18 protein-coding genes are annotated in these 16,194 nt (G+C 40.0%); 8 read left to right on the top strand and 10 right to left on the bottom strand.

Annotation, left to right across the window (positions count from 1 at the left end):
• Positions 1–153: 153 nt before the first annotated feature.
• From N9I19_RS13530 to N9I19_RS13520, 3 genes are all read right to left on the bottom strand, one after another.
• Positions 154–288 (bottom strand): hypothetical protein, encoded by a 135-nt coding sequence (locus N9I19_RS13530; protein ID WP_260398801.1) that lies wholly within the window; start codon positions 286–288, stop codon positions 154–156.
• A 72-nt stretch (positions 289–360) separates the two neighbouring features.
• Positions 361–1,752 (bottom strand): MFS transporter, encoded by a 1,392-nt coding sequence (locus tag N9I19_RS13525; protein ID WP_317778077.1) that lies wholly within the window; start codon positions 1,750–1,752, stop codon positions 361–363.
• Positions 1,753–1,822: 70 nt separating this feature from the next.
• On the bottom strand, positions 1,823–1,960 hold the full coding sequence (locus tag N9I19_RS13520; RefSeq protein ID WP_317778076.1) for a hypothetical protein: 138 nt from the start codon (positions 1,958–1,960) through the stop codon (positions 1,823–1,825).
• Positions 1,961–2,128: 168 nt separating this feature from the next.
• Here N9I19_RS13520 and N9I19_RS13515 point away from each other — a divergent pair, with 168 nt between their 5' ends.
• Both N9I19_RS13515 and N9I19_RS13510 read left to right on the top strand, forming a co-directional pair.
• The gene (locus N9I19_RS13515) at positions 2,129–3,019 is read left to right on the top strand and encodes a helix-turn-helix domain-containing protein (RefSeq protein ID WP_317778075.1); all 891 of its coding nucleotides are present in this window, start codon (positions 2,129–2,131) and stop codon (positions 3,017–3,019) included.
• Between the two features lie 570 nt (positions 3,020–3,589).
• Positions 3,590–4,753 carry an MFS transporter gene (locus N9I19_RS13510; RefSeq protein WP_317778074.1) on the top strand — a complete coding sequence of 388 codons (1,164 nt, stop codon included), beginning with the start codon at positions 3,590–3,592 and terminating at the stop codon, positions 4,751–4,753.
• A gap of 62 nt (positions 4,754–4,815) precedes the next feature.
• Here N9I19_RS13510 and N9I19_RS13505 read toward each other — a convergent pair whose 3' ends face one another.
• The 7 genes from N9I19_RS13505 to N9I19_RS13475 all read right to left on the bottom strand — a co-directional run bounded on the left by N9I19_RS13505 (position 4,816) and on the right by N9I19_RS13475 (position 9,956).
• Positions 4,816–5,115, bottom strand: coding sequence for a hypothetical protein (locus tag N9I19_RS13505; protein ID WP_284469887.1), 300 nt, complete (start codon positions 5,113–5,115; stop codon positions 4,816–4,818).
• A gap of 136 nt (positions 5,116–5,251) precedes the next feature.
• Positions 5,252–5,893, bottom strand: a complete 642-nt coding sequence (locus N9I19_RS13500; protein WP_061464568.1) for a response regulator transcription factor — start codon at positions 5,891–5,893, stop codon at positions 5,252–5,254.
• On the bottom strand, positions 5,886–6,932 hold the full coding sequence (locus N9I19_RS13495) for a sensor histidine kinase (protein ID WP_317778073.1): 1,047 nt from the start codon (positions 6,930–6,932) through the stop codon (positions 5,886–5,888). Before N9I19_RS13495 ends, N9I19_RS13500 begins: the two co-directional genes overlap by 8 nt.
• Positions 6,929–7,675 (bottom strand): cell wall-active antibiotics response protein LiaF, encoded by a 747-nt coding sequence (gene liaF / locus N9I19_RS13490; RefSeq protein ID WP_317778072.1) that lies wholly within the window; start codon positions 7,673–7,675, stop codon positions 6,929–6,931. Before liaF ends, N9I19_RS13495 begins: the two co-directional genes overlap by 4 nt.
• A gap of 157 nt (positions 7,676–7,832) precedes the next feature.
• Positions 7,833–8,468 (bottom strand): PspA/IM30 family protein, encoded by a 636-nt coding sequence (locus N9I19_RS13485; protein ID WP_317778071.1) that lies wholly within the window; start codon positions 8,466–8,468, stop codon positions 7,833–7,835.
• A 19-nt stretch (positions 8,469–8,487) separates the two neighbouring features.
• Complete coding sequence (locus tag N9I19_RS13480; RefSeq protein WP_061464572.1) at positions 8,488–8,832, bottom strand: lmo0954 family membrane protein; 345 nt, start codon at positions 8,830–8,832, stop codon at positions 8,488–8,490.
• 509 nt (positions 8,833–9,341) lie between these two features.
• Positions 9,342–9,956, bottom strand: coding sequence for a TetR/AcrR family transcriptional regulator (locus tag N9I19_RS13475; protein ID WP_317778070.1), 615 nt, complete (start codon positions 9,954–9,956; stop codon positions 9,342–9,344).
• Between the two features lie 177 nt (positions 9,957–10,133).
• On the opposite strand from N9I19_RS13475, the gene kynU reads away from it, so the two are divergent.
• From kynU to N9I19_RS13445, 6 genes are all read left to right on the top strand, one after another.
• Positions 10,134–11,411 (top strand): kynureninase, encoded by a 1,278-nt coding sequence (gene kynU, locus N9I19_RS13470; RefSeq protein WP_411730441.1) that lies wholly within the window; start codon positions 10,134–10,136, stop codon positions 11,409–11,411.
• A gap of 123 nt (positions 11,412–11,534) precedes the next feature.
• The gene (locus N9I19_RS13465; protein ID WP_317778068.1) at positions 11,535–12,956 is read left to right on the top strand and encodes an amino acid permease; all 1,422 of its coding nucleotides are present in this window, start codon (positions 11,535–11,537) and stop codon (positions 12,954–12,956) included.
• A 61-nt stretch (positions 12,957–13,017) separates the two neighbouring features.
• Positions 13,018–13,863: a tryptophan 2,3-dioxygenase gene (kynA, locus tag N9I19_RS13460; protein ID WP_317778081.1), complete on the top strand. Its 846-nt coding sequence runs from the start codon at positions 13,018–13,020 to the stop codon at positions 13,861–13,863.
• Positions 13,864–13,880: 17 nt separating this feature from the next.
• The gene (gene kynB / locus N9I19_RS13455; RefSeq protein ID WP_317778067.1) at positions 13,881–14,507 is read left to right on the top strand and encodes an arylformamidase; all 627 of its coding nucleotides are present in this window, start codon (positions 13,881–13,883) and stop codon (positions 14,505–14,507) included.
• A gap of 201 nt (positions 14,508–14,708) precedes the next feature.
• Positions 14,709–15,341 carry a LysE family translocator gene (locus tag N9I19_RS13450; RefSeq protein WP_317778066.1) on the top strand — a complete coding sequence of 211 codons (633 nt, stop codon included), beginning with the start codon at positions 14,709–14,711 and terminating at the stop codon, positions 15,339–15,341.
• A 436-nt stretch (positions 15,342–15,777) separates the two neighbouring features.
• Positions 15,778–16,113: a hypothetical protein gene (locus N9I19_RS13445; protein WP_317778065.1), complete on the top strand. Its 336-nt coding sequence runs from the start codon at positions 15,778–15,780 to the stop codon at positions 16,111–16,113.
• The last annotated feature ends 81 nt before the right edge of the window (positions 16,114–16,194 follow it).

Here is a 16,194-nt window from a genome sequence, read left to right as displayed (position 1 = left end):
ACGCATGAAATGCACTCCCCACTTCCAGTTCTTTAGCTTCGATTACTTCCAGGTTTTCCACTAGCTTTTCCGCTTCTTTTTTTTCCACTTGCTTTGTCATATGTTCACCTCCTTAACATGTATGATGGAATGCTGTAACTCCCAGGCTCTCATCTATTTTTCTGTGTCCGACACTGTACTGAAACGGAACGCATGAAATGCACTCCCCACTTCCAGCTCTTTAGCTTCGATTACTTCCAGGTTTTCCACTAGCTTTTCCGCTTGTGTTTTTTCCACTTGCTTTGTCATATGTTTCACCTCCTTAAAATCACTTCAAAGCTAACTCTTCTAAGGTATATTTCACTTTCAGATAAACGGGAATTATACTTCTTCTTTCAAAGACAATTTTATATTGCTTTTTAGAAGCCTTTTATCATAAACGACTGTTCCTATAGCCACCAAATATAACCCTATACAAATGATCAACACGTATGAAAATCCAACCTGGGAAAAGTCACCTTTGTCAGTTCCATAGTCCAGAAAAGTGTTGAATACCCCCGCAGCGAAAGCTCCTGTTCCAAACTGTACCATCTGGAATAACCCCATATAAACCCCTGTTTCTTCCTCGGGAACGGACAACATAGCAATTTTATTTTGTGTGGGCATGGAAATGACACCGGCCAATCCAAAAAGGAGAAAAGCAAATATAAAGAAAATTAAGCTGCCATTAAACATTGTCAATGTAAGATTTACCATTCCAATTATGGAAATCGAAATAGATAAAAGTAAAAGGTTTCTATTGTCTTTTAAATCTGCAAGTTTACCAGCATACCCAGATAATAAAACCGCCAGTATCGAATCTGCCATAATGATATAGCCAACAATATCTGGTTGAATATTGTGTATATCCCGCATGTAACTTGGAATGTAAAGCACTATTACATTTGTGATCATAAAGAGAACGAATATTCTCACAATTGAAGAGATAAAAATGGTGTTTTTTATTGCCTTTCTTGGAAGCAAAGAAGTATTTCCTTGGTTTGCCCGTTCATAAAATACAAATAAAATTAAACTCAATATTGTAACAGCAATAGAAAGCGACCGTTTCACTACACCAATATCATCGTTGAATATAAATTGAAAACTGATTACCATAACTAGTAAAGCCAAACTGTTTTTTAAAGGTAAATGAAGGTTTGCCGTGATTCTTTTTTTTGATTTGGGAGTTACCATTAGTACAAGAATTAAGGATATGCAGCTTATGATAATCAATATTCCAAATATCATTTGCCAAGGGTAATATTTTATTACCAAACCACCAACAGCTGGTCCAATAAGTGAGGCGGTCGCTAAAACTCCGGAAAACCATCCAAAAGCCCAGCCTAATTTATTATCCTTAAAACTTTGCCTGATCAATAATACCTGGGCAGGTACTACCATTGCATCTGCAATTGCCTGAAGTGTCTGATACAGCAAAAACAAATTCCAATTATTTGTGGTTCCACTAAGAATGGTAGATGTGATAAATAGCGACAGGCCAAATATCAACAATTTTCTTGCGCCTAAAACATCGGCCACTTTACCAAAAAGCGGAATGAGAAATGCGAAAAAAGAGAAGAAAAGAATATTTCTAATTTGAAGTGTGGAATAAGAAATATCAAAAAAGTCTACAAGATTAGGGAATGCAATCGTCAGCATGGACGTAGACATCACACTAGCTATAACACATGAAGAAATGGTTATAATCAATAATTGATCCTTATTTAATTTCATATATATAATCCTTTTTTATTTATTTTATTTAAATTCCCCTTTAGTCATCTTCCTTTTTTGATATTGATATTTAACCTTTTTCATGCTGATTCGGTAGATCATTTATTGCAGGCAGATCATCTACAGCCAATTTGGCGCCTGAATCGAATTGTAAAACCAATGCTAGCACTAATAGAATGGAGAACCCAGATACTAATATTTTTTTCATATACCTTAACCTCCTGATATTGATTGATACAGCTAGTATAAACCATCCAAATATGGTACATTTTTCTTGTATAGCCACTACAGAGTATTTTTTTCGATATTTAGTTGGTGTTTCCAATGAAATACATAAAAAAATATAAAAGTATTTATATTTTTAGGAGTTGATAAAATGGATGCAAGCATTCCTTTTAAACTTGGAAATGTACTCTACAATTTAAGAAAAAGATCAGGTATAACACAAAAAGTTATGGCTGAGGGTATCATTACTCAAGCACAACTAAGCAACATAGAGAAGGGGAAGGTCATTCCATTAGCGACTACTTTATATGAGCTCTCATTACGTTTAGGCATCAGCATTGAAGATATCCTTTTAGAAACTTATTCAGACCGAATGGAATATAGTGAGGAAGTGAAATCTCAAGTCAGGGTTTCCATTAGAAATAGAGAGTATCGGCAGGTAAAACGGATTCTCGAAGCAGAACAGTACCATGCAGATTTCCAGTCACCTATCAATAAACAATTCATCCTCTGGCATTTGGGGATAGTAGCCTATTATTGTGATAATGATATATTGAAATCCCTGGATTTTTTAGATCGAGCATTAGACTTATCTACTCATTTTCATATTTTATCTGCTCAAAAAATAGAAATTTTGAATAGCAAAGCCATTATTTATAACGAAATTACTGAATATAAAAAGTCAATTGCCTCTTATAAAGATGCCCTTAAGCAATTTCAACAACTTCCAAAAACTTCAATGAATTATAGAATTAAAGTCCGGATTCATTACGGTTTGACAAAATCCTTACATAAGGACGCACAATATTATGAATCTATAAAAATTTGCTCTGACGCCATTCAAATTTTAACGCGGGAAGAATCTATGTACCTTTTGGGTGAAGTATTATATCAACGTGCCCAATCCTTTCAGTCACTGAACAACATGGAAAGTGCCACAAAAGGGTATGAAGAGGCAAGGAATATATTCTTATTGCAGCAGAATTACGAGTTTGAAAAAGTCGTTCAGGAAAGACTGCATGAGATAAAGAAATCTCTATAATGACTGAAGAATTTACACAGCAAAACAATGCTGTACTTTTTTGGTTAGTATAATGTTCATGTGTTCGGCTTGGAACGTAAAAAAAGAGTCCGTAACATTATTACCGATAATCAAGCACGAGAGCTAAGGAAAGCGGTTATGGCATAACGAAAGGAAAGCATTCCATCCAAACTGGAAATTCATATCATAAAAAGGACTTTTATATTTTCAATCCAAAATAGCCAAGATTTATCGAGGTAGATAAAAAGTCAATGACCCGAATTAAAAAATCACCAGAAACCACCTTCTTCAAACCATTCAAATAGGCCTCATGAACAAGACTAGCAGAAACCTAGCTTATTCAAGCTGGAAAGCGAAGGATAGCATAGGGGGTTCCCTATCTAAATTCCTCGATGTCACGAATTTTGAAACGCATCATACCCACATGGTTCCAGAACCTCTCAGAACGAACCCTATCTGTCTATTTCCATCCATAAAGTTGAAACTTTTTTTTCAAATTCTGTCATCAATGTTACAATAACAAGGTTGAAATCAATCAATCTATAGAACATGTGAGGTATCATACATTTTATGAAAGCATTACGATTATTAAAAAGTTTTAACTTTTTATATTTTGGACTGCTTGCCATTTTCATTCCGTTTCTCCCAGTCTACCTGGCTGATCAAGGTTTGCGTCCAGCCCAAATCGGATTCATCATCGGTACAGGAGGTTTTGTCACCCTCATCACCCAGCCTTTATGGGGAATGATCAGCGATAAAACGAGGACAATACGAAAAGTCCTGTTGTTACTCATCTTTTTCTCGAGCGTAATCGGTTATTTTCTCTATGACTCAAGCAGCTATCTGCAGCTTATCCTGTTTGCCATGCTCCTATATTTCTTTTTGATGCCGATCGATCCCCTGACGGAAAGCCTCAACTTCACGATTGCAGAGAAATCTGGGATCAGTTACGGTTCCATCCGGACATATGGTGCATTGGGCTATGCGGTCATATCGCTGATCACAGGCTACGTTATGTCCTATTTCGGAGCAAACAGCCTGGCTTTCCTTTTTGCCGGCATAGGTTTGATCAGTTTCATCATCAGCTGGATGATGCCTGATGCACCCGTTTCGGGGAAACCTGTCACCTTAAGCAGCCTTAAGCATTTTTTCAGCAATAAAGAGACGCTTCTCTTCCTGTTATTGGTCTTTATCTGTGCTGTTCCAGCAAGGATGAACGATACTTTCCTCGGGGTGTACATCAGGGAACTTGGAGGGAGTGCCAAGCTTGTAGGCTTGACCTGGTTCTTAGCGGCAGGAAGTGAAATCGTTGTATTCGCCCTAAGCTTCTGGTGGCTGCGCAAAGGTAAAGAAATCATCATCATTTCGTTTGCAGCAGCGTTTTTCTTTATCCGTTATTTCGTCTCTGCATGGATAACCGATCCACATCTATTAGCTTATTTGCAAGTCATGCAGCTATTGACTTTCCCGATCTTCTACTCGGCTGCCATCCAATATCTTTATCGGATCGTTCCCATTGAGTGGCGTGCCACAGGCCAAACCGTACTGGCACTGTTATTCTTCGGGGTTTCGGGAATCATTGCTTCTTATATAGGCGGAGCCATATATGGGGCTTTTGGGGGCAAGACCCTTTACCTGTTCATCTCCTCCATCTCCTTTATAGGAATGGTATTTGCCTTCGTTCTTTATCGGATATATGGCAAGAGGCTCGATACTGCAGAGGAAGCTGTATAATCTTGAAAAACTGCATAAAAAAGAGCATGTTTTGATCAAAACATGCTCTTTTTTATATTCCGTTAGCGAAATAAGGGGGCAACCGTTAACATTAGCACCGAGAAGCAAAGCAGGATTGTCGTTGTCCTGTTTGAGAGTTTTACTTGTTTGCCATTTTTATAGAACCCTGAAAATTGAAGCCGGTTTTTATAGAGTACATAAAGTAATGGGAAAATTGCCATAGCAACAATCCATCCGCCTGCGGTATTCTCTACGGTTATACCAAAAATCGCATAGATTGAATTAATGATGAATCCCATTATCATTCCAATCACGAAAATAATGGTGATTATACGAAATAATTCTAAGATCACTCTTAACATCATTTCACCTGCTTTCATCCTGCTTTTCCGTTATCCGTAAAAAAAAGGCTGCAATCAGCAACCTTGAAAGAACTTTATAGGATGGGACACTTCCCTAAATATAACAAACTCTCATCTTTTGATAAATAGACGCTCTTTACTCTTCTTCTTGAACGAGCGAATGCTTAAAAGCGTAAATCACCGCTTGCGTACGGTCCTGCACGGCAAGCTTGCTTAATATATTGCTGACATGTACTTTGGCTGTTTTTAGGGCTATGTATAGTTCATCGGCAATTTCCTGATTCGTTTTCCCTTGTGTCATCAGCAGCAAAATTTCCATTTCGCGGTTTGTCAATTGATCATGAAGCTGGGTGATCTTTGGGCGACGTAGCTTTTCCATCATTTTTCCCGTCACTTCCGGTTCAAGTACGCTTTGCCCTTGGAACGTGGAACGGACGGCTCTGGCAATCTCGCTGGCCTTTGATGTTTTTAACATATAGCTCGTCGCTCCGGCTTCCAATGCCGGGTACACTTTTTCATCATCAAGAAAACTTGTCACAATGATGATCTTTGCTTCTGGCCAACCCTCAATAATTCGTTTCGTCGCTTCTATGCCATCCATTTCCGGCATGACCAAATCCATCAAAATGATATCCGGACGCAATTCCATTGCCAGTTCGACTGCTTTCAAGCCGTTGTCCGCTTCCCCGATCACTTCGATATCCGGCTGTGCGGATAAATAAGCCGATACCCCTATCCTTACCATTTCATGGTCATCGACAAATAATACTTTAATCATCATGATCACCTCCAGCATTTAATAATGGGATTTTCACTTCAAGTTTCGTTCCTTTATTCGGAACGCTTACAAGTTGCATCGTTCCGCCTAATTCCACAGCCCGTTCATGCATGTTTTGCAGACCATATGATCCCGTTTTCGACTCCTCGACGTTAAAACCGATGCCATCATCCGTTATCCGTAAAATGATCAGCCCGTCACGAACGATCAATAGCACTTCAAGCGAATTCGCTTTTGCATGTCTTAGTGTATTGGAAATCGATTCTTGTAAAATCCTAAACAGATGGTCTTCAATCCCCTTATCCAGAGTGACAGTTTCCATCTTCCAATTTATGTCCATCGTCACTTTTTGGGCCAATTCCTCCAGGAGCTCCTTCATCCCCGCCTGTAAAGATTTTCCCTTTAATGCAACGGGTCTCAAGTGAAGTAATAAAGCCCTCATCTCAAGCTGGGATTGATGGATCATCTCTTCCACTATCTTGAATTGTTTCATTTCCGTTTTTTCCATATCTGATTGTGACTCGGTAATGGCCGACATGAACATCGAAGCGGCAAACAATTGCTGGCTTACCGAATCATGCAGTTCCCGCGCCAAACGGTTTCGTTCCTGGGAAACGATTTCCTGGATCTGTTTCTCCTGATCAATGGCCTTTTCATTCGCCATTTTTTGTGATAATTTGGTCTGCTCATTGATTTGCTTATGAATCAGTTGCATCCGTTCCACCATTTTAGCCATCTCTTGGACCGGATACGTCTCCTGTTGCGAAGGTAAGCGGCCCTGTTCAAGTAAGTACAGCCCTTCATCCACCCTTTCCAGCTGCCTCTTCCAAAACATTCCTGAAACGACTCCATAGAAAAGCCCTACCGTAATGACCAGGCTTGGCAGGAATATGACGAAGGGTAAACCCATGACCACTTTCTCCCACAATAAGCTCCAGTCGGATAAAGGAAAGATAAAGAAAACCGCCGCCGGCAAGGCAAGGGAAAGAACGAAAGCAACACCAAGGGCGGTCAATATCTGCCGTGTCAGTATACTCATACCCGCTTCACCTCTAAATCCCCAACTAAGATTGAAGTGATGATATGGACCTTTTGATCCGTTTCATTGAACCCTTCCGTTTGGTATGAATAAATTTGATTAAAGACCCTGGATTCAGGCTTATTTTCAAAAATCCTCGCTCTGCCTGCAATGACAGAATGATGGACCCTGATTTCGATGCCATACGGGACAAGCACAGTAATATTGCCAATGATATTCCTGATGGAAATGACTGCGTCGCCTTTCGGTAAAATCGTTTTGCTTAAATCGATAACCGTATCACCGACCCCGCCCTGAACATTCACGGAATTCCATTCAAATACATGCTCGGCCGTCTGTTGATGACCGAAAAACTTATTTTTAAAAAGGTAATCTGTTTTCAGCAATTGTTCCTTATTGATCTTTTCTTCGTCCGAATCATCATTGGTTAAAATGGGACTGACCCAATCAGGATTCTTTTTGGACTGATAATATAAAAGCAAAAGATAAATGAGGATCGCCATAAGGAAAAACCTAAAGACGAACATATTCAAGACAGTGATGATAAGGGAAATCAGCCCTATAAAAAATAGGATTTTCCCGATTGACCGTTTTGTGAATTTCCTGCCTAAATAGATACATCCTATTGAAAAAGCGAGGGAAAAAAGGAGACCTCCACCCGTAAATGAAATCTCTAAAAAAAGCAGGACGACTCCGATGAGAAGTATCCATCCCATATAGTCCGTCTTCATCTTGTTCAACATCGGTTCGCCTCCCCTGTATATGATCATGATATTCTTAAAAGGCACAGGAACCCGTGCCTTTTAAGAATACCATGAAATTATCACGTTCCGACAGCCTGTTTTCCCCCGCCCTCATTTCCTGGAAGTCAGGGGATAACAGCAATGCTTTAAAATACCTTTACGCTTCTTTCTGTTCCAGTTCCTTTTCAAGCTGGACAATCCTGGCATCGATTGTATGCCGATTATAATCTGTATGGACTTGATGCTCGATGCGATCGATATAATGCTCCATTTCTTCAAACATCGCTACCGGTTTGGCGTCGGAAATGCCTCCGTCTAAAACCCGATTGATCCGGTTGTTTGCCCGGGCAATATTCTCCCTGCCCATCAGTTCCATCCGCTTTAGATGCATATCCTTGAGCTTATGCTTCATTTCTTCATACTTCCGCTCCAGTTCAGCCAACTGAACTTCTGCACTTTTATGCGCCTCCTTCAAACTTAGCGCACGATCTTCATAGTGCAGGCTTTCCTTGAAAGCAAATTCCATTAAATCGGTTTCTCCTGACTGCTTAGCAATTTCAGCCTGATGCTTACGTTTTTCAGCCAGATTTTGCGCTTGATTATATTCACGCGTAAACTCTTCTTTCAAAAGATATTGACGTTCAAGCAGCTTACCGACCTTTTCTGTCTCCTGCTCGCATTGACGTAAATATTGATTCAACATTCCAATTGGATTCTTTTGCTCCTTTTTATCCAACAAGTCGTGAAAATCCGCTGAAATCGTTTGTTTCATTCTTGAAAATAAATTACCCATTCCAATTCCATCCCTTCTATTAGTTCTTATTCAACTCTTTCCACTCTCTTTCAAAATTTGAGAATGGGTCCGTTTCTTTCGATACATTTTCATCATTTTCATTCCACTTTTTATAAACCAGGTAAAGAACATAAGCTGCAACCAGTCCTAATATCGCTGGGATATGGGAAATAGCAACTACAAGCACAATAAGGGAGATTGATCCCCAGGCAATCTTGGCTCCTGTGGATTCGGACTTCATGAACTGTTTGAACCCAAAGTATAGGATCGCCAAGCAAATCGCCAAGCTGATTAATGGACCAACATTCGCTAGCAACATGAATAATGCGATCAGTCCTACAATAAATAAACCAAATTTCTTCATTGTTTTCGTCCTCCTTTCCATGTTTATATCTTATCTAGTTTTACGAGTTCGTATAATGAGCCTTAGCTATATTTTCTATTAAGACTTAAGGCGTAGTTGCTATAAGCCCACACTAACGAGAGTGTTTTGTTCCTGAATTTGAGAGATTTACTCGTGTTTGGGCGTTTTACTCGTGAATTTGAGCGTTTTACTCGTGAATTTTGGCGTTTTACTCGTGAGTTCAGCTAGTTTACTCGTGAGTTTTGGCGTTTTACTCGTGAATTCAGCTAGTTTACTCGTGAATTGAGCGTTTACTCGTGAGTTCAGCTAGTTTACTCGTGAGTTTTGGTGTTTTACTCGTGAATTTAGCTAGTTTACTCGTGAGTTCGGACGGCTTAATAGTGGTGGGAAGATGAAGTTTTCCGATAGGGGGTGTGCAGCGGGCGAGCCTTTAATATAAAATTAAATCTTCCGATTGTGGTAAAACCGGAAGATTGTTCGAACTGCCAAATATAGCATCATTAATATAATTACAAATACAAACCTTCGACGTAAACTGACGTGATGGTTTGAGCAATCTCGTCGACAGAACTTTGATGTTCGTTTCGGACAATTTCCCAAAGATACATTTCATTTGTGAAAAACCATCCTCTTGCCACAAGCTCATGGTTTAGTTCAGCCCTTGCCAGCCCATTTTGCTGTGCATATGCGACGTCCTTTGAAATTCGCTGAATGAACTTCATGCGGATCGCCTTCCATTTATTTGAGATGACAGTTGAAATCCCAATGGCCTGTTCGAAAACTTGCATCATATTGCGTTCAGCCTCTGCCATTTTCAAAAAAGCATTAGCTTGTTTATTTATGATATGTTTTGCTTCGTCCTTCGATTTAGGAAAGAAAGAGGTCTCCGCAATTTCATAAAATTGCTCCATGACATTCTCCATTAATACAATTAAAAGATCCTCTTTCCCTTTAAAATGAACATAGGCAGTTCCGTACCCCACGTTTGCCTTTTTGATCATTTGGGAAATAACTGCAGCTTGAAAACCTTCTTGAAGAAATACCTCCTTTGCCGCTTCTAATAACTTTTGACGTGTCATGATTGAGCGCAAATGTCGTTTATCCACTACATTACCATTATCCATCCCGATTCCTCCCCTTATCTTCTAGCATAATGGATTTCTTTAAAAATAAAAAATATTTGCTGGAAAATGTTATTTTGATGATTTTAATATTTTTAATTTTCTGAATTATGTTATTGACACTGTGTCATATTCTTTGGTACGATTCTCCTAGGATCAAACTGACAAAGGAGGATGATTATGAATTCAAAATACACGTTGGATTACGCAAAACAAATGGATGAGAAGGATTCCCTTAAAGGTTTTCGAGAAGAATTTTATTTAAAGCCCAATTCCATCTATATGGATGGCAACTCATTGGGGCTTCTTTCTAAAAGAGCTGAACGCACTCTTTTGGAATCTTTGGAAGATTGGAAGGAACATGGGATTGATGGATGGACACAAGGGAATCACCCCTGGTTTTTCATGGCAGAGGAATTGGGCGCCAAGATTGCCCAATTAGTGGGAGCTTCTCCTGAGGAAGTTATTGTAACCGGATCCACAACTGTTAACCTGCATCAACTTGTAGCTACTTTTTATAAGCCGGAAGGGAAACGCATAAAAATTTTAGCGGATGAACTAACCTTTCCGACTGATATTTATGCTCTTCAAAGTCAGCTGCGTACACATGGATACAATCCGGAAACCGATCTCATCCGCGTGAAAAGCCGCGATGGAAGATTCCTTGAAGAGGATGACATTATCGAAGCAATGACCGATGACATTGCTTTGATCATCTTGCCAACGGTCCTGTATCGCAGCGGTCAAATATTGGATATGAAACGATTAACTGATGAAGCTCATAAAAGAGGAATAGTAATCGGATTTGACGGCTGTCATTCCATCGGTGCCATCCCGCATTCATTCAGCGAATGGGATGTGGACTTTGCGTATTGGTGCAATTATAAACATTTAAATGGCGGTCCTGGCGGTGTTGGCGGCCTATATGTAAATCGAAAACATTTTGGAACGATGCCTGGATTGGCTGGATGGTTCGGGTCCAAAAAAGATAAACAATTCGATATGGAGCATACATTAACACCAGCTGAATCAGCAGGCGCGTATCAAATTGGAACGCCACATGTATTAAGTTGTGCACCATTAATTGGGTCTTTAGAAATTTTTATCGAAGCTGGCATTGAGAATATCCGGGAAAAATCCCTTAAAATTAATCAATATTTAATAGACTTAATTGAACACGAGCTGGAAGACATGGGATTTTTCATTGGAACCCCTAGAGAAGACATACGCCGCGGGGGTCATGTAAGCCTTGAGCATAAAGAAGCTGCACGGATTTGTAAGGCATTGAAAGAAAACGGTGTCATTCCGGATTTCCGTGCACCAAACATCATTCGTCTTGCACCAGTTGCACTATATACTTCCTACGCAGAAGTTTGGGAAGTGGTACAAATACTCAAGAAAATCATGTCGGAAAAACAATATGAAAAATTCAAGAATGAACGAGAAGTGGTTGCATAACGCTAATACCCGCTTCCCTCGAATTTGTTAGTCGGTTAATATGGGCGGTCAGTATACGCTTAAAGAGGTGTGAACTAACTGCCCGGGTAAGATAAAGTCTTTTGGGATAAAAGGGGATGAACTATGGAGAATAAACATACTCAATTGAATCTTAAAGATGATCCTGAGAAAGGATTAAAACGTAATCTGGAAACAAACCAGCTTTCCATGATCGCGATGGGCTGTGCCATCGGGACGGGACTATTCCTTGGCAGCGGGCTTGCCATTCAAGCGGCAGGGCCAAGTGTATTGCTCAGTTATGCACTCGGGGCGTTCATTGTCTTACTATTGATGGGCTGTTTAGCCGAAATGACGGTTGCCCATCCCACTTCCGGATCTTTTGGGGCCATTGCTGAAAAGTACATGACTCCAATGGCAGGCTATCTTGTCCGCTATTCTTATTGGATTGCCAATGTTTTGGCTGTTGGGGTTGAGGTAAGTGCAGTCAGCGTTTATATGAAGTATTGGTTTCCGACCGTGCCGGGAATCGTATGGATTTTATTGTTTGCAGGTATCCTGATTTATGTAAATGCTACTAGCGTGAATACATTCGCTACATTTGAGTATTGGTTCTCCTTTATTAAAATAAGTGCCATTGTTGGTTTTATCCTTCTTGGATCCTATATACTATTCGGTTCATCCGAACGGCCACATATAGGACCTGAGAACTTTGTAAATGAAGGCGGTTTTTTCCCATTCGGCGGGTGGGGAATGTGGGTAGCCGTATTTATTTCTTTATTCAGCTTTCTTGGAACTGAAATGATAGCGGTTACATCAGGGGAAGCAAAAGATCCGGATGCAGCTGTTCCAAAAGCATTAAAAGCGACGGTCTTCCGTTTATCGACTTTCTATGTGTTGACAATTGGGATCATGTTGATGATCGTTCCGTGGAAAACAGCTGGAATCGAGGAAAGTCCATTCGTAAAAGTAATGGAAATCCTGAACATTCCAGGTGCATCCGGGATTATGAACTTTATTATTTTAACGGCTGCTTTATCTGCCATGAATGCTCAGCTCTACGCTTCGACACGTATGATGTTTTCATTAGCGCGCGGGAAAAATGCACCTGGCTTTTTAGGAAAGCTAAACAAAAGGGGTGTTCCTGCAAAAGCACTTGCTGTCTCTACCACTGGGATTTTCATTGCTGCAGGCGTACATTCGTTACTTCCTGGTTCTTCCTATGCCTTCATGATGGGGATTTCCATGTTCGGTGCTATGTTCACATGGCTTATGATCTTCATTTCTCATTTGTTTTTCAGGGTGAAATGGGAGAAAACAGGCGGACGCAAGTTACCGGTAAGGATGATGGGTTTTCCCTATTTAACGATACTAGGAGCCGTTCTTCTATTTAGCTTAATGATTACGACATGGTTTACAGATTTCAAAATCATGCTTCAATTCGGGATACCTTGGTTACTATTTTTAACTGTTGCTTATTTTGTTTCAAAAAGAAGAAATATTAACCATAATGTAATGGAAGAATCTCTGGAAAAGAAGATAGAATAGAATGACGGAATAAATAGTTTTTTTGAAATATGAAAAGTGAGGGGATTGCGGAATGAAGAATATGGATAACAATGAACAAACAATAACTGGTCTAGAGAAAGAAATTCAAACCGATTTTCAAAAATCGATGTCTTACGGAGATTATCTCCACCTTGATAAAATATTAACTAGTCAACATAGATGTTCCGATCATCATGATGAAATGCTTTTTATCATTATCCATCAAGCGAGTGAGTTATGGATGAAGCTCATTTTACATGAGCTGACAGCAGCTACTCAGTGTATACGCCAAAACAAGTTGGAACCCTCGTTTAAAATGCTGTCGCGCGTTTCGAGGATCCAGCAGCAATTGATCCAGTCATGGAGTGTCCTTTCAACCTTGACACCGGCTGAATACATGGAGTTCAGGGATAAACTGGGGCAATCTTCCGGATTCCAATCTTATCAGAATCGTTTGATTGAATTTGCGCTAGGAAACAAAAATGTCCATACACTATCAGTCTATCAACATCAGAAAGATCTATTCGAGCAAATGCAGCAGGCCCTTCATGAGCCAAGTATTTATGATGCGGCGATTAATGCCCTTGTAGCGCGTGGATTACCCATTGATCAAGAAGCCATCAGCAGGGATTGGTCACAAAAATACGAACCAAATACAAGTGTAGAAGAGGCGTGGCTGACAGTTTACCGCGATGTCGAACAATATTGGGACTTATATGAGCTGGGCGAGAAGTTAGTGGACATCGGCCATCAACAGCAATTATGGCGTTTTAATCATATGACCACAGTGGAAAGAATTATTGGTAATAAACAAGGTACTGGCGGATCATCAGGTGTAACGTATTTAAAAAGAGCTCTAGACCAACACTTTTTCCCAGAACTATGGAGCCTAAGAACGAAGCTATAAGAGATGGAGGTAAATGCATGGGAACATGGATTGATATTTCACAACGTCTGGATGAAAACGTTGCAGTCTGGCCTGGAGATACCCCTTTCTCATACAAAGTCAATTGGAGTAAAGAAGAGAGTGGATCTGTCAATGTAGGACAAATCAAAATGAGTATCCACACTGGTACCCATATTGATGCACCTTTTCATTTTGATAACGATGGAAAAAGAGTGATTGAACTGGATCTCGATTTATATATGGGAAATGCCCGAGTCATCCATTTGCCAAACAAGACAAGCATCGGTGTCAATGAATTATCCAATCTGGGTCTACAAGGCGTGACGCGACTGTTAATTCGGACTGACGCTTGGAAGGATAGATGTGTGTTTCCACAAACTATTCCACATATCCAACCAGAATTAGCGGCATATCTTTCAGAACTCGGCGTTCGTCTTATTGGTCTTGATTTGCCATCCGTAGATCCATTGGATAGTAAAGAACTGTCTGCCCATCATGAGCTTGCCGGTCATGGAATTCATATTTTGGAAGGGCTTGTATTAGACGATATAGGGCAAGGGAATTATGAATTGGCAGCCCTCCCGCTTCCATTAGTTGAAGCAGATGGAAGTCCGGTGCGTGCTGTATTGAAAAAATTGCCCTAACAAAGTTTACCAAAAAACAAGCCAGATCAAAAAATGATCTGGCTTGTTTTTTTGTTTCATTAAACACCGTACTTATTAGTCAAGCCGATTTCCCTTCTCCCCCTTTATTGAGATAATCATGACTTTCTAATTTATCTCCCTAAACCAAGTTCATTTATGTTATAATTTTCAGAATTCACCGTTCAGAATGGAGGTCCGAATATGGAAAACTTTTATTTGTTCATGATCATGTGCATTCTTCTCATCATTTTACCTGGTCCGGATACGGCGATAACCACAAGGAATACCGTTACCGTGGGGACGGCGGGAGGTTTTAAAACGATGTTCGGTACGTGCTGTGCGCTTTTTATTCATACATCAGCTGCCGTATTTGGACTATCGGCAATCATTGTGAAATCGGCTTTATTATTTTCCATCTTCAAATATGTCGGTGCCGTTTACTTGGTATATCTAGGCTTCAAGACTTTATGGGGATTAAGGAATAGGCAAGTGGCTGCAGCGACAGAAACGTCCGTCAAAAGTAAGTATGAAAACCAGTCTTGCTTTAAGCAAGGGTTCCTTACCAATCTGCTGAACCCTAAAGTGGCCGTTTTCTTCTTAACGTTTCTGCCTCAGTTCGTGGATCCAGGCAAGGATACGTTTATGCCCTTCCTGATCATGGGCATAACGTATACCGTTTTAACTGCAATGTGGTTTGTATTTTATATCTATCTGTTGAACCAGATTAGTGCCTTTATGAAAAAGCCGAGAACTCAGGCGATTTTCGAGGGAATAACAGGGACGGTATTGATTGGTTTTGGGATAAAGCTAGCTCTGGAAAAAGCTCATAATTAATCTATTAAGCCCCCACAATGAACTGCACCCTAATTGTTAGACACCATCTAACTGTTGGAGGTGCGGTTTTTATTTTAGGCTGTTTTCACATACTTTGTTGCTATTTACCAGGTAGTGAGTTGTGGTTGATTTCCCCTCCAGATGCTCGCTTTCCGCGGGGCGGGCGGTGAGCCTCCTCGGCGTAAACGCCTGTGGGGTCTCACCTGTCCCGCTGCTCCCGCAGGAGTCTCGCACTTCCGCTCCAATCAACCTTAAATAGTTTCGTTTTAAAAACAACAATCTTTACGAAAAGAGCCTTATTTTAAAAAGTAGAAAAAGGCTGGCTCTTGATTCTGGTGAAGATGCAGGGATTGTACCTTTAAGTTATGGTACAATTACAAAAACCATAATTTAGTGTTTTTAAATTCAAGATATTCCTGTAAGCAAGGAGATACACATGAAAACTATTGAGGTTAAGAAAACAAAAGAGCTCGGAGTGGGTTCACTTTCTTTCACCCTATGTTTAATCGGAATATTATTTACCTTTCGATTTGGAAATAAATTTTGTATTGGAGATAGTATTCTAAATAATATCGGACTGAGCACATGGTCAAATGGAGAAACAGGCATTCATTATACAATGATCTATTCAGCTATATTTTTCATCCCTTCTTTTATTATTGGTCATATTCATCCCGATAATAGAGGAGCAAAAGCAGGGGGGATTATATCAGGGTTCCTATCAGTTCTTATCATACTATTACTGATAACAACTATTATCTCTTTTTTGTAAAATGAGCTTATTGAGGACTGTTTATTCCACATAGGAATAAGGTCAAATTAAAGGGTATGAGCCCAGTTGAACACCGAACCC

The organism is Peribacillus sp. CSMR9, assembly GCF_033141925.1.
GTDB classification, from domain to species: domain Bacteria; phylum Bacillota; class Bacilli; order Bacillales; family DSM-1321; genus Peribacillus; species Peribacillus simplex_A.
This window is presented reverse-complemented; position numbering and strand designations above follow the sequence as displayed.

What these genes read in the sequence shown, in the direction of transcription:
- N9I19_RS13520 (WP_317778076.1), bottom strand. Translation starts at nt 1,960, where the DNA reads ATGAAAAAAATATTAGTATCTGGGTTCTCCATTCTATTAGTGCTAGCA.
- N9I19_RS13495 (WP_317778073.1), bottom strand. Translation starts at nt 6,932, where the DNA reads ATGAGTATACTGACACGGCAGATATTGACCGCCCTTGGTGTTGCTTTC.
- kynB (WP_317778067.1), top strand. Translation starts at nt 13,881, where the DNA reads ATGGGAACATGGATTGATATTTCACAACGTCTGGATGAAAACGTTGCA.
- N9I19_RS13480 (WP_061464572.1), bottom strand. Translation starts at nt 8,832, where the DNA reads ATGAAGAAATTTGGTTTATTTATTGTAGGACTGATCGCATTATTCATG.
- N9I19_RS13465 (WP_317778068.1), top strand. Translation starts at nt 11,535, where the DNA reads ATGGAGAATAAACATACTCAATTGAATCTTAAAGATGATCCTGAGAAA.
- N9I19_RS13525 (WP_317778077.1), bottom strand. Translation starts at nt 1,752, where the DNA reads ATGAAATTAAATAAGGATCAATTATTGATTATAACCATTTCTTCATGT.
- N9I19_RS13510 (WP_317778074.1), top strand. Translation starts at nt 3,590, where the DNA reads ATGAAAGCATTACGATTATTAAAAAGTTTTAACTTTTTATATTTTGGA.
- N9I19_RS13475 (WP_317778070.1), bottom strand. Translation starts at nt 9,956, where the DNA reads ATGGATAATGGTAATGTAGTGGATAAACGACATTTGCGCTCAATCATG.
- N9I19_RS13530 (WP_260398801.1), bottom strand. Translation starts at nt 288, where the DNA reads ATGACAAAGCAAGTGGAAAAAACACAAGCGGAAAAGCTAGTGGAAAAC.
- N9I19_RS13500 (WP_061464568.1), bottom strand. Translation starts at nt 5,893, where the DNA reads ATGATTAAAGTATTATTTGTCGATGACCATGAAATGGTAAGGATAGGG.
- N9I19_RS13445 (WP_317778065.1), top strand. Translation starts at nt 15,778, where the DNA reads ATGAAAACTATTGAGGTTAAGAAAACAAAAGAGCTCGGAGTGGGTTCA.
- kynU (WP_411730441.1), top strand. Translation starts at nt 10,134, where the DNA reads ATGAATTCAAAATACACGTTGGATTACGCAAAACAAATGGATGAGAAG.
- N9I19_RS13485 (WP_317778071.1), bottom strand. Translation starts at nt 8,468, where the DNA reads ATGGGTAATTTATTTTCAAGAATGAAACAAACGATTTCAGCGGATTTT.
- N9I19_RS13515 (WP_317778075.1), top strand. Translation starts at nt 2,129, where the DNA reads ATGGATGCAAGCATTCCTTTTAAACTTGGAAATGTACTCTACAATTTA.
- N9I19_RS13505 (WP_284469887.1), bottom strand. Translation starts at nt 5,115, where the DNA reads ATGTTAAGAGTGATCTTAGAATTATTTCGTATAATCACCATTATTTTC.
- liaF (WP_317778072.1), bottom strand. Translation starts at nt 7,675, where the DNA reads ATGTTGAACAAGATGAAGACGGACTATATGGGATGGATACTTCTCATC.
- kynA (WP_317778081.1), top strand. Translation starts at nt 13,018, where the DNA reads ATGGATAACAATGAACAAACAATAACTGGTCTAGAGAAAGAAATTCAA.
- N9I19_RS13450 (WP_317778066.1), top strand. Translation starts at nt 14,709, where the DNA reads ATGGAAAACTTTTATTTGTTCATGATCATGTGCATTCTTCTCATCATT.